Source organism: Pseudomonas sp. P97.38 (assembly GCF_001269745.1).
GTDB classification, from domain to species: Bacteria; Pseudomonadota; Gammaproteobacteria; order Pseudomonadales; family Pseudomonadaceae; genus Aquipseudomonas; species Aquipseudomonas chlororaphis_E.
Genome location: NZ_LHVJ01000024.1, coordinates 301,566 through 313,535, shown reverse-complemented (window position 1 = coordinate 313,535; position 11,970 = coordinate 301,566). Strand labels below are relative to the sequence as shown.

11 protein-coding genes are annotated in these 11,970 nt (G+C 50.7%); 5 read left to right on the top strand and 6 right to left on the bottom strand.

Going from position 1 to position 11,970, the window contains the following annotated elements:
• The first annotated feature begins 675 nt into the window (after positions 1 to 675).
• Positions 676 to 1,614 (top strand): ADP-ribosylglycohydrolase family protein, encoded by a 939-nt coding sequence (locus tag AD664_RS19345; protein ID WP_083454228.1) that lies wholly within the window; start codon positions 676 to 678, stop codon positions 1,612 to 1,614.
• A gap of 148 nt (positions 1,615 to 1,762) precedes the next feature.
• Here AD664_RS19345 and AD664_RS19340 read toward each other — a convergent pair whose 3' ends face one another.
• Complete coding sequence (locus AD664_RS19340; protein WP_053148730.1) at positions 1,763 to 2,041, bottom strand: DUF3077 domain-containing protein; 279 nt, start codon at positions 2,039 to 2,041, stop codon at positions 1,763 to 1,765.
• Positions 2,042 to 3,167: 1,126 nt separating this feature from the next.
• Here AD664_RS19340 and AD664_RS19335 point away from each other — a divergent pair.
• Positions 3,168 to 3,821, top strand: coding sequence for a sce7726 family protein (locus tag AD664_RS19335; protein ID WP_053148727.1), 654 nt, complete (start codon positions 3,168 to 3,170; stop codon positions 3,819 to 3,821).
• An 8-nt stretch (positions 3,822 to 3,829) separates the two neighbouring features.
• On the opposite strand, the gene AD664_RS19330 is transcribed toward AD664_RS19335, so the two are convergent.
• From AD664_RS19330 to AD664_RS19315, 5 genes are all read right to left on the bottom strand, one after another.
• Positions 3,830 to 4,957, bottom strand: coding sequence for a beta family protein (locus AD664_RS19330; protein WP_053148724.1), 1,128 nt, complete (start codon positions 4,955 to 4,957; stop codon positions 3,830 to 3,832).
• A 3-nt stretch (positions 4,958 to 4,960) separates the two neighbouring features.
• Positions 4,961 to 5,455 carry an ImmA/IrrE family metallo-endopeptidase gene (locus AD664_RS27210; RefSeq protein WP_172679741.1) on the bottom strand — a complete coding sequence of 165 codons (495 nt, stop codon included), beginning with the start codon at positions 5,453 to 5,455 and terminating at the stop codon, positions 4,961 to 4,963.
• Entirely contained in the window at positions 5,452 to 6,108 is a 657-nt protein-coding gene (locus AD664_RS19325; protein WP_053148721.1) for a hypothetical protein, read from the bottom strand. Before AD664_RS19325 ends, AD664_RS27210 begins: the two co-directional genes overlap by 4 nt.
• A 943-nt stretch (positions 6,109 to 7,051) precedes the next feature.
• Positions 7,052 to 7,372 (bottom strand): hypothetical protein, encoded by a 321-nt coding sequence (locus tag AD664_RS19320; protein WP_053148718.1) that lies wholly within the window; start codon positions 7,370 to 7,372, stop codon positions 7,052 to 7,054.
• Positions 7,369 to 8,346, bottom strand: a complete 978-nt coding sequence (locus AD664_RS19315) for an integrase domain-containing protein (protein WP_053148716.1) — start codon at positions 8,344 to 8,346, stop codon at positions 7,369 to 7,371. Before AD664_RS19315 ends, AD664_RS19320 begins: the two co-directional genes overlap by 4 nt.
• A 1,123-nt stretch (positions 8,347 to 9,469) precedes the next feature.
• Between AD664_RS19315 and AD664_RS19310 the strand changes: the two genes are divergently transcribed.
• The 3 genes from AD664_RS19310 to AD664_RS19300 are packed head-to-tail and all read left to right on the top strand — an operon-like array spanning position 9,470 to position 11,908.
• A complete protein-coding gene (locus AD664_RS19310) occupies positions 9,470 to 10,948 on the top strand; it encodes a GNAT family N-acetyltransferase (RefSeq protein WP_218187112.1) in 1,479 nt (492 codons plus the stop codon).
• On the top strand, positions 10,908 to 11,375 hold the full coding sequence (locus AD664_RS27200) for an ASCH domain-containing protein (protein ID WP_065946692.1): 468 nt from the start codon (positions 10,908 to 10,910) through the stop codon (positions 11,373 to 11,375). The genes AD664_RS19310 and AD664_RS27200 overlap by 41 nt, the downstream gene beginning before the upstream one ends.
• Positions 11,372 to 11,908, top strand: coding sequence for an ATP-binding protein (locus AD664_RS19300; protein ID WP_053148707.1), 537 nt, complete (start codon positions 11,372 to 11,374; stop codon positions 11,906 to 11,908). The genes AD664_RS27200 and AD664_RS19300 overlap by 4 nt, the downstream gene beginning before the upstream one ends.
• The last annotated feature ends 62 nt before the right edge of the window (positions 11,909 to 11,970 follow it).

Sequence of the window (11,970 nt, the reverse complement as noted above, 5' to 3'; positions counted from 1 at the left end):
TGGAGCGGGGATTTCTGGGCAAGTGTAGTCGAGCGCCAGCGGGGCCTAGGGCCAGGCGACGCTGTTATTGAAGGCTATCGGCGGGAGGAATGATTAGATGAGAGGACGCTGCATTGGGGAGAACGCGTTTGGTCAGGCGACGCCCCAATCGGTCCGAAGCCGCCATCGAGAGTGAACATCATCTGCCTGAAGTTAAGGAATTAACCCCAGCTTTTTGCACACGGCTGTAAATACTCTTAGCCAGACCAACTTCTACCCATTCCGGTATGAGGCCTATCCCCCTGGCTGGAGTGATTATGTACACCATGTTCTTGTTTGGAAACGATACCCCTGTCGACAGTAAAACCCATGTCTGGTTGATGACGATCGGTAACGTCTCCTACTTCATACCTCGTCGATGATCTCAGTCTCCGACGGTCCTCGGGCCGTCGGAGCAACTGACGCTTCTTTGCCTTTCAGGCCACGACAGCGTTTGCCGATATCCGCTCGTCGCCCCTGTCAGTCCTGACAGTGGCGAGACTGTCGCAGATACGCCCACGCTGCCCCAGGCCATCAACGCATGATGGCCTTTGGTGCTTGGATGACAGGGGACAGTAAGGGCCTTCATCGGCCAGAAGCCGACCTCCGCCGTATACTGCACGTTCCTGAATATTGGAAATGCTTCGGAGGCAGCCATTGACCACAGAGAACAATCTGCTGGACCGTTATATCGGATGCCTACTAGGCCTGGCTTGTGGCGATGCTGTCGGCACCACCCTGGAATTTAGCGACCGCGACACCCTGAGCCCCATCACCGATATGGTCGGCGGCGGGCCTTTCGCTTTGGCCCCCGGCCAGTGGACAGATGACACCTCGATGGCACTTTGTCTAGCTGAAAGCCTGCTCTCGAAGAACGGCTTCGATGCCAGGGACCAGATGACGCGGTATCTCAATTGGTGGCATTGGGGTTACTGGAGTGCGACGGGGCAATGCTTCGATATCGGGACGACAGTGAGACAGGCGTTAATGACCTTTCAAGAAACTGGGGAGCCGTTCGCCGGTTCCATTGATCCGGAAACAGCCGGGAACGGTTCGATCATGCGCCTGGCGCCGGTCATCCTTTTCTACTTTCCGGACCAGAGCTCGATGGCATGGGCCACCAAGCAAAGTTCCCGCACAACCCATGGCGCCCCCGAGGCAATCGAGTCGTGTCAGTTGTTGGCAGAGGTGGTTTCCAAGGCATTGGCAGGTCATAAGAAAGACGACGTGCTTGCTCTTTCTCCGACACAGTATTGTGAACCGGCAATCAAAGAACTCGCTTCTGGCAGCTTCAAGCACAAGCACCGTGACCAGATCAGAGGAACCGGGTACTGCATTGCCTCGCTCGAAGCCGCACTCTGGTGCTTCTGGTCCACTGATTCCTTTGAGGCAGCAGTGCTGCAAGCCGCCAACCTGGGTGACGATGCCGACACCACCGCTGCAATCGTTGGCCAGATAGCCGGTGCGTTCTATTCGAAACAGGGTATTCCATCTCGATGGCTGGACAAGTTGCATCAGGTTTCGGACATTGAAGACATCGCCAACGCGCTGTTCAAGTCAGCCCGGTCCCGAATCACGGAAAGCCCGGACAGTTGAAACGAGTGAGCTTCAGTACGAAAAGTGGATATTGCCACCAGCGACGATCAATCGAATGCTGAAAATCTCGGCTCCGTGGCGAGGGAGCTTGCTCCCGCTGGGCTGCAAAGCAGCCCCAGTCGGTTCAAGCCGACACTGGGCCGTGAAATTAAGCCAGTGGGTTCCCTGGTGCTTCCAACACCTTCACCACATCATCGATGACGGCTTTACTCATGTCCTGCAAATAACACGATGCCCAGGCATGACGATCCGTGCCTCGAATCATCGCCGCGTCCTCGGCCAGCAGTTTGGCAACGTGGAGCAAATCGGAAGCGTGGGACAAGGCTTCACTGATGGATACACCGCTGGTAACGCGAAAGAGCGGGCGATCGGAGTGGAAGGAGAAGGGGGTTAGGCCGGGGGTTTTTAAGTCTTGTGGGGTGGGCATGTCTGGCTCCTTGACTTGAAAGAGCTGCCACCGACCTTCTCACGGGTTGGGGTGGCAGCCATGCGCGGGGTGAGAATCCGGCAATCAAGGTAACCGGTAGACCCGAAGGTCTCCCACGCATAGCCGCCATAAAACGACATCGCAGACGAAAAAAAACGCCGCGATGGATTATGGGCGCTTTTGCGCCTTGATTGCTCGGGTTCTCACGCCCGGCCGCTGAATTTGCAGCGACGGTTGGAGCGTAGCGGGTGGTGGGGGAGGCTGCAATCGTGGCTGGATGGTGGCAGGTTTGTAGGGGGTTAGGGGTTAAAGTCGTTCGGTGTCGTTTCTGATTGGGGATGTTCTGACGGCTGGGTTTCTGTGCCAGAAAAAAAATTCCGCATTGTTGAGAGGCATTCGTTCAGTACGGCACCAGGAGTCGAACTATACAAAAAATGGTAATTATCTCAGTAGCTTGTGTTCGTGCTGAGCTCCTATTTACCCCTATTTCTATCCTTAAGCGGCTGGTCCTCATTGAATTGCCTTGGATTTTCTACACACCTTGCAAGCTCATTTGGACTGCCCCCCGTATCCTAGATATCTTCAAACCATGCAGCCCACGATTTTACTAACTGATAAAACGGCCCATCCCATAATCGTGGCATGTCCCCCGCTTTCTGATTGATCTTATTGTTTGATTTTCGTTTTAATCGGATTGCGCAAAGTAATAGGGAGTACTTCGTTTATGCGGCGGTAATGCATGGCATGCTAGATAAAGGTATCAATAGAAAATGCGTGCTGTTTGGAGTTGGATAGTTGTAATATTTTTGGCTTGAGTTGAATTGGATTTGTATTTTGGGAATAACCTAGAAGCGCTATAAATATTATGCGTGCTAGTGAAATAGTAGTGATGACGTCTGCGGTTGCCGGCTTTTCTGGAGCGGTGCAGAATTCTAGCTTTATATTGATTTCAAGGCAGGTTATACTTAAGTTTCGATATTGTGGATAATTAATATTTTCCAGAAAGTTCGGGGGGGGGCTGAAAATATTAGGAATGCTGAAAATATTTTGTTTTCGGGTCTGCTGCAGAGATGCTTTATTATTGGGTTGTTTGCGTTGGTTAAATGTATGAAAGCGGTGTTTAAATATGGGCGAGAAAGAGATTAAAACGACGGTTTTAGACAAGCTTTTGAAAACAGGGCAGATTGATTGTTCGTCCCTTGTTTTTAGTGAGATGAACTTGGCAAGAAAAGCTCGCAGGGTAGATCTTGGTTATATTCGGAATCAAGAGATGGTCGCAATTGAAATTAAGAGCGAAAAAGATTCGTTATTTCGATTGGCGGGACAGCTCGAAGAGTACAGAAAATACTTCGATCGCGTCATTGTTGCCGTTGCTGGGAAGTACGTTGAAGGGGTCCTCGCTATCGCTGATGATGATGTGGCGGTTTGGGAGGTGACCTCGGACGGGTTAAAGGTGATTCGCAAGGGGCGTCTGATTAAAAATATATCTAAGCAAAATTACCTTGAACTTATGACGAAGAGAGAAGTCTCCCTTCTAGCTAGGCGGATCGGCATAATTCCTTCCGACCTTGCAATGTATGAGCTGAAAATCGAAGTCTCAAATAGGTTGAATAAGATTTCTAAATCTGATGTGAAAGACATACTTTTAGACGGGATTTCTAAGAGATTTAGCATGCCGTCAAATAGGTTCCTGGCCAAGGTCTGTGCTTTTGGCAGTGTCAGACCATCCGATGTGATTTTGTTAAGCCCATATTTGAAACGTGTAGTCGAGGTAGCATGAGAGAGTGGTCAATCCACCCACTCTTCATCGGTGTTAATTATATCCCCAATAGCATTGTAATGAAGCTGGTTGAAAAGATGGATGTTGATGCGAACTGCGGTGGATTTTTGAGCGCTGTAAATTCCGAACTCATTATTTTCAGAGGTTATTTCAATCTGTTGGGTGCCCCAAAGGCGTAGCTCTGGAATCCAATATTCATCACTGATGATTTCCTTTGCAATATCTATATAGGCAGTCGTGCGTTTGGCTTTGGAGTCTGGCGCGTTATCGTCAACTTCTCGTCTGACGAATTTCCAATCTTTTTTTAATGGGTAATCAATTCTAGGAGGAGGAACTCCCGAACCACCATCTTGTTTCTCTGCACGTGCGCTTCCTCTGTCGGAATAAACGACAGGATTGAAGATTCCTTTTTCTGCTATTGTATTAAACAGAATTCTCTCGTATATAGAGTTAGTTCCTCGATGTTGCCCTGCAAAACCTGAAGGGAAAGAGGACGCGCTTATTGATATCGTAACATTTGCAATCTGGCGTTTTGCTTCTAGCATCAGCCTTTCTAAAAGCGGAATCCTCTCATGGAAATTTACGTCGATCCCACCTAGATCGTAAATAATAAGAACATTTTCCGCTTTAGTAACATTGAGAGCGGTAACCAAGCGTTGATGCTTCTCAATATTTAGCTCGTTTGGACAAATCCTCAAGACTAACCCTCTGTCAAGGGATGACAGCTTGTTAATCTGGCTCTCAATATCTTGCAGGCTTTCATGTCGAAGGCAAGGGATCGCATTTTTTTGGCTTTTTATGAAACTGTACCAATTGTCATAACTGTTACTAGGGTCTAAAAGCTGCACTAATTCTTGATACACGGGTTTTTCGGGATATTCTCCTGTGAACAGGAATACTTTATTTTCGGAAAGAAATTTTTCGTCGATGTCTGAGATCCAAGGACGGTTTCCTATGGACTCCTCAATTTTCTTGAGTGAGTTTTCCAAGCGATGAGCACTAACCCATCCTCTCAGGGAAAAGAGCGGAAGTAGTTCATCTTTGTCTTTGTCGGGGAGTTGTGCAATCGCCGTCATTTCAGCAAGACTTATTGCTAAGATCGGTATGTATTCCCAATTTGGAAATGTATCTTGCATAAACTATTTTTTCCCCGTCCTAATTTTTATTGCAGCGAGCGATACTTGGGCGAGCTCAGCGATTTTTTTATATCGATCATCTGGTTTTAGCGCGCCATGCATAGTTAGCGCTTCTTGGATAAGCGATGCAGGCATTATTATATCTGCCGCTAATCTATTGGCTTCTCTTTCCAGATCATCCGAGAGTCTCGAGCGATAAAGTACATCATCTGTGATGCCGCCAGCGAGACGTTCACGATGTAGCAAAAAATGCGCGATTTCATGCGCAATAGTAAATCGTTGCCTTTCTTTAACATCGTGGCGATTAACCTTGATCGTAATAACTCCCTCCGTCTCCCTTATTTCTCCTGAAATTGAACCTGGCATAGTAGATTTAAGGATGGTTAATCCGAGATCCTTGGCGATTGCTCCGACCGCCACTGGCAGATTAGTTTGATGCGAAGATATGACGGTTCTTTGATGATCGCTCAAAGAGTTCCATTCTGGCGAAGTTCTCAATTTGACCGCTCCTCATCTGCAACTTCATCCGACATTGAAGTATCTCGATATACAATGTTTTCCACAGCGTTTTGAATTAACCTGTCGAATCTGTTTTCTTCGATTAGCTTAATTATGTTCTCTTCTGTTGCTCTCGGAATTTCTTCTTTGGCGACTATTTTTACAGTCTCTTTTGCGGTTTTTCGAGCGTCTTTAATAGCTTCGTTCTTGATGTTGCGATACCCAAGTATTGCTAGTATCGCAATAAGTACTCCAAGTACAGTGATGATTACTGATACAGCGGATAATAAAAGCGTGGCCACGCTGTTATCGTCAGGTTTTCTTAGCTCTGAGACTTCTTTCTCTAGGTTTTTTATTTTTTCAGCTTGGAGTTTTACTTCCAGTGCGAGATCTCGTGTGCTGGAATCCGCTTTGGGAGTCATCGACTGGACGATCTCCTGAATAAGAAGATAGTCTTTCAGGTTGTTGTGATTTGTCAGACTTAACTCTTCTTGATTTTGTTCTTTTATTTCGGTACTGGATGTTTCTGCAAGAGTCTTGATGGCATAAAGACTAATAATTAAAGCGAGAGTCAATGTGGCTAGCGTTGTTGTTAAGCGCATATGTCTTATATTTAGAATCAGAGTACTATTTTTTTGCGCTGTGTTGGGCATGCTGTTGTTCATCATGTTGTCGACGCTGCAATGCGCCGGTTTGTTGTTCCCCAGCCTTTAATTACTGTATAGAGTGGTGATAAAAGATGGAGTATGCCAGCAGGGGGCACGAAAAAAAGACAAAGCATAAATGAAAGTGTTTGTTGCATGCGCGTTAAATCGTGTCGATGTTGAGAGTACGACGGCGTGGTTTTCTCCATACGCTTTCGTTCTCGGACATCTGATAAAGTCTCTTTCCAAGCTTTTATATATTCCATCACTGCACTTTCTCCTTCTACTGCCTTGAAGCTTGAAGTAAATATCCCTACTATCTGCCTATACTTTTATGATGATTGGATGTCTAGCTTTAATATATACTTTCATCTGCTCATTAGTGTCAGTGTGCCATTAGATGGGGCCAATATTCAACCTCCGATGCTGTTTAGGGTTGCTCCTTCAAATTATTCAAGGGCTTGAGTCTAAACCGATTATCGACTCGGCCATTGATCCGACCACGAATGCTGTGTGTTATCAAGCCCTTAGAGCTCCCAGCGTGGATATGCTGACTTGATGCTAGCCACGTCGCCCGGAAAGCTAAATCAGCCTAAAAACGGCAGACGTCGAGAAGCGCCTCGCGATGACCTGCAAATTCAAGTGAGCGTTTGCCGGTTTAAGATGCCCAACAACCTTCCTCCATCGAGGCGGCCAGGATCGGGATATCCCTGAACCTGTCGGAAGATCTTTCACGCTATCTCGCCGATCTGGCCAAGACGAGTGGCCAAGTGTGAGTTGCTTGGTGGTGGACGTTCTTCACGACGACATCGAGCATGAGAGGACTCAGAACGAACGGGTCGAACTGCGGTGGAGCAGACCGATTAAGGTAAATTCATCCACTGATGAACAACTAGCAGGGATGCGTGCCCCGCGCGGGATGCGGGATGCGGGTTGAGCGGCTGGAAAACTCTCAAGAACCTGGGAGACGAAGATAATGGCGATTAGCGTCCTTCGCCTTATGGCTGAACTGCCATGACTTTCCTAATCGCTTCGTGATCAACCGTATCGTCAGCACAAAGTAATAGCGTGATGATTCCGCATGCCCATTCACGTGGTGATTTAAAAGCCACACGAGGTGCTTCCGCTGCCACGTCCACGGGTTGTCTCGATGCCAGCGGTCTGCAATTGCATTTTGGATAGCCTTAGCCTGCCGAATATGGCGCTGGCGCGTGGAATGCGACCCGCTCAGGACGCCCGCCAGAAACAGCTCCATTTCGAATGCTTTGCTCATGCTCGGCCTCCGATGTACGCCGACACTATGTCGATACGCCCGTGACCAAGTTCATAGCTGATTTGCGCCCGAGCTTCACGATCCAATCGCTGGTCCAGTTGATAGCAATGGCCGCCATTGATGGGCGCGGGATGCTGGGTGATCTGCTCATAGAGTTCACACGCATAGGCCGCCCGCAATTCGTGGAAGCCTTTGAGGTGATGGGTCTGCAGGATGCCCCGTGCGAGGCGGACGACTTCCCGCTGAAAGTCTCGATAGCTTTCATTAGGTGCCAGCAGGTTGCGACTACCGGTGGGCGACACATGCTCGGCGTAGTTCAATGCTTCGCGAATATGATCATTTGCGACTATCCAGCGAGGTGCTGACGCTCCCGAGCGACCTCCTTTGGTGCCATCCTGAATGTTGATCTTGTCGTAGTGTTCGACCTCCCGTTGAAGACGCGGTAGGTCGGCTAAGATGGCTTCGCGCAGGCGCATCCCTGTGGTGCGTGCCAACTGTGCGATGGCGGCGGCACGAGGATGCTGTTTGCGGAGCGCATCTAGGATGCGCATCACGTGTTCGCGATCCTGGCCTTGTGGAACTGTCGTGCGGATTGTGGTGCGCTGCATTTCCAGCGCCTTGCTCGGACTCGGCACTTTCACGCGCTGATCACCGCGAAGCGCTGCCATGGTCCGGTTCACGCTGGATAATCGATTTTGTGCGGTGGCGATAGTGAGGTCGCCGCGCTCGACTAAATGACGCAGATGCGCCGCGTAATCCGACAAGATCTGGCGATCTATATGCCGTGCATCGTTGAGTCCTGGTCCATCGTCTGAGTGGCACCAGCGCACGAATGCCTGCCAACGATCACTATGCGCTTTGACGGTCCCGTAATGCCCTCCGCTGAACATGTCTTTTAACGCCTGCGGCCCGGCATAACTCATTTGCCGACCATAGCCATAATTGCGCCCGTCACGTTTACCTACTAGTGCCATGATCGAACTCCGCTCAAAGCCAAAACTTTTAAAACCTTCCCCACGTCATCCCGCCACGAATGTTGAGTGTTATCAGGGATCAAGGCCCCTGCGACCTGTGAGGGTTGTCCACTAACGCGGGACTGACGGCTCCTTACGACCGGGAGCTTGGGCGTCTCATGATCTGGCCTCCTGAACACCGATAGCGGTGGGCGGGTGGAGACTGCACTGGCTGACGAGACCAGCGCCGCGAGATCCAAAGTCAGGTGAAGGCAGTGAAGCGATGACCGGGGCATGCCTGACTGTCAGTCAGGTGCAGTCCATTCCCTGGGCTGCGGCACCATCATCTGCATCGCTGTTGCTGGTGACTTCGGTGTTTGTCACGCCGATTGTCACGAGGGGAAATGCCGCAATGCCTTGTACGAGGTGGGCTGCAGCAGTGGTAGGAGCGCCCGTCTCTTTCCGAGAGAAAGAGACGGGCGCAGGTTGGCGCAATGAAATAGCCAAGCGGATAGGTTGCTGCAGGCCAGCTATGAAAGGGGGAAGTTGCCGCAGTGGGCACACTGGTAAAAGTAGGCATCCATCACATCGCTGTGACCGTGCGAGCCGCCGGACGCTAATCGCACTTTGGGAGAACCACCACGGTGTGGCGTAGCCTTAAAGGTTCTGGCTACTTGGGTTGCTGTCAACGACAGCGCTTTGCCCGATCTTTTCTACGCCTGTGGATAATTCGGGTCAAGGCTCGAGTTTTCGGGAATTCTGCGGCTGTGGATGAAATTATCCACCGGTGGAAATCAGTGGTTTTCCACAGATAGTTGCGTGGGCTTTAGATTTTTTAAGTGAGGTCCATCCAAGCAGGGCGGCTTTGCAGCCCTGCTTGGATGGACCCGCGTGGACAAGCGGATCATCTAGATTTCGAACGCTGTGTTATCCCGCCCCATCTGGCCGACTGCTTGTATTTTCTCTATTCAGGGCTCGGCAGCGATGTGCGTTGCGGTTTACCGGCTGTCTGCCTAGACTCCGTGGCTAAATAACATCAGTCCATCAGCAATGTCTTGGGTTGAGTGGCGAGAGTAGTCAACGGGCGTAACCTCGTGTACGACAGCTAATGTCGTGCGTTAGACCGCGCCACCTGGAGGCATCCTTGGCATTGCGTCTTCGTTTCTTGTTAGACACCAACATCCTGATCCCGCTTCAGGACTCCATGGTGGTACTGCAGCCCAGCCTTACAAACTTCGTGAGGTTGTGCAGTGCGCACGGCTACCAACTGCTTTACCACCCTGCGTCAGCCGCGGACATCAGGCGTGACACTGATGAGGCTCGGCGCGAGCGCACTTTGGCCAGGCTCGGTCAGTACACTCAACTGCAGGCTGGGCCGGCTTGTCCATGGAACTCGCCTGAAACTTCGGTAAACGACGCTTGTGACAATGAAATTCTCTACGCGTTAGAGAATGATGCAGCGCACGTTTTGGTGACCGAGGATCAGGGGTTGCACCGTAAGGCGCGGGCACGCGGACTGAGTAGCCGCGTGTACTTCATCCAGACTGCCGACGACTGGCTGCGCCGGCTCCATGAGCCTGGTGAGGTGCGACTCCCGCACATTGAAGACGTTGAAATCCATACGTTGACCCACCAACTGGCTGGGCCATTCTTCGACAGTATCCGTGCGGGCTACGATGGTTTTAACGATTGGTTTCGTCGTAAGGCCATGGAGGGGCGTCGTGCTTGGGTCTATCGCGAAGACGCTCATCAGGCTATAGCGGCTATCTGTATTTACGCTGTTCAGGCCGACCAGGCTGTAACGGACGATGGTGAGGTGCTTGTCGGCAGGGCATTGAAGCTCTGCACGTTCAAGGTCGGCGAAACCGTTCGTGGAAGGAAACTCGGAGAGTTGTTTCTCCGGGCTGCCTTCAAGTACGCGACAAACCACCAATGTGAGTCGATTTTTCTGCACGCTAACAACGTTCAGCAGTCACAACTGATCACCCTGATTGAAGACTTCGGTTTTCGCTACGAGGGGCTTTACCAAGGGGACGCAGTTTACGTAAAAGCGCATCCTGTCTCCCCGCCTCCGCTGCAGATCGACCCGTTCCAGTACGTCCAGCGCTATTATCCGCATTACATGGGCGGTGATGATGTCCATAAATTTATAGTGCCAATTCAGCCTCAGTACCATGACATTTTGTTCCCGGACTATCAGCGTCCAGGGCATGCATTGCCTGATAACCATCCGCAAAGGCATGTCAGCAATGCGATCAAACTCGCATACCTTTGTCACACCCCCAGCAAACAGCCGCGTCCAGGCGATGTCGTAATGTTCTATCGCAGTCGCGACATGCGTGCGCTGACGACACTGGGTGTTGTTGAGCGATACGAGTGGTCGGAAGCGGCTGACGATATCGCACAGATTGTGAGCCGTAGAACCGTGTACTCTGATGAACAAATAGAGGAAATGGCCAGGACTGAGACCAAGGTGATGCTATTCCGTCTGATATGTCACTTCGAGCCCCCCCTCGAGTATGCGGACCTTAAGCGCTCGCGGATCGTCAGGGGCCCCATTCAATCGATCACGAAAATATCTGATGAGTCTTTTTCCCGAATCATTCGAGCAACCGAGCGGTAGGGCTGTCCTACTTTCGATAAAGCCAAAATACGCCGACCTGATCCTTGCAGGGACGAAGCGCGTTGAGTTACGTCGAAGCTGGCCGTCCAACGATATTGGCGTCATGGTGTTGTACTCGTCAGCACCAAAGCAGAGGCTGGTAGGAGTAGCCTTTATCGATCGGATTGAGGAATGCGACTTTGAGAGTCTGTGGACCTTGGCAGATGCCAACGGGGGCGGCGTGACCTATGACGAACTCAAGGCTTATGTCAAAGGAAAGAAGACTGCGTTCGGTGTGATGATCCAGCGCATAAAGATCGCCGAAGTTCAGGTCGATCCGAAGGATCTTTTCGCGAACTTCACACCACCTCAGTCCTTTCTCTATCTGGGTCCTAACGATTTCCCACGCGTAATGCGCGCAATGTTTCCATCGGAGGGATCTGTATGAACATATTCGTCGCAGGTGTACACGGTGTTGGGAAGACTTTCCTAGCCTCTCAACTTCCTAAGGCCTTAGGTCTAACGCAAACCTCAGCGAGTAAGCTGATCAAGGAGGAGCGCGCGTTACCTGACTGGAGGACGGATAAACGGGTCGGTGATGTGTACGCCAATCAGATAGCACTGGCGAATGCTGTCACTCGCCACAATGAGGCTGGCACTCGGTTACTGCTGGACGGGCATTTTGTGTTGCTAGATGCTCAGGGTGAATTTTCACCTTTGGCTGCGGACGTTTTTAAGGCTCTTCGCCTCGATGGAGTTTTGCTGCTGGAGGCGGACGCTAATACAATTGCGACTCGCATACGAGAACGAGATAGCCGGGAATTGGATATTGACCACACTATCAAGTTCTTAGCCGCGGAGCGCGCTCAGGCGCAGTTAGTGTGCGATGAACTCGGAATACCACTTCACATTCTAGGGGCATGTGGCCCTGATACCTTCGCCGCAGCGGTCGCAGCAGTAGTTTTGAAAGCCGACCAATAAGCAATTCTACCCAAGTGAAAGGCCGGACGACGTGCACGATTCTGCCTATGCTGTGGGGATGC

Excerpts from the sequence above, each read along its gene's own strand:
- AD664_RS19340 (WP_053148730.1), bottom strand. The coding sequence starts at position 2,041 with ATGCCCACCCCACAAGACTTAAAAACCCCCGGCCTAACCCCCTTCTCC.
- AD664_RS19335 (WP_053148727.1), top strand. The coding sequence starts at position 3,168 with ATGGGCGAGAAAGAGATTAAAACGACGGTTTTAGACAAGCTTTTGAAA.
- AD664_RS19330 (WP_053148724.1), bottom strand. The coding sequence starts at position 4,957 with ATGCAAGATACATTTCCAAATTGGGAATACATACCGATCTTAGCAATA.
- AD664_RS19325 (WP_053148721.1), bottom strand. The coding sequence starts at position 6,108 with ATGCCCAACACAGCGCAAAAAAATAGTACTCTGATTCTAAATATAAGA.
- AD664_RS19320 (WP_053148718.1), bottom strand. The coding sequence starts at position 7,372 with ATGAGCAAAGCATTCGAAATGGAGCTGTTTCTGGCGGGCGTCCTGAGC.
- AD664_RS19315 (WP_053148716.1), bottom strand. The coding sequence starts at position 8,346 with ATGGCACTAGTAGGTAAACGTGACGGGCGCAATTATGGCTATGGTCGG.
- AD664_RS27200 (WP_065946692.1), top strand. The coding sequence starts at position 10,908 with ATGAGTCTTTTTCCCGAATCATTCGAGCAACCGAGCGGTAGGGCTGTC.
- AD664_RS19300 (WP_053148707.1), top strand. The coding sequence starts at position 11,372 with ATGAACATATTCGTCGCAGGTGTACACGGTGTTGGGAAGACTTTCCTA.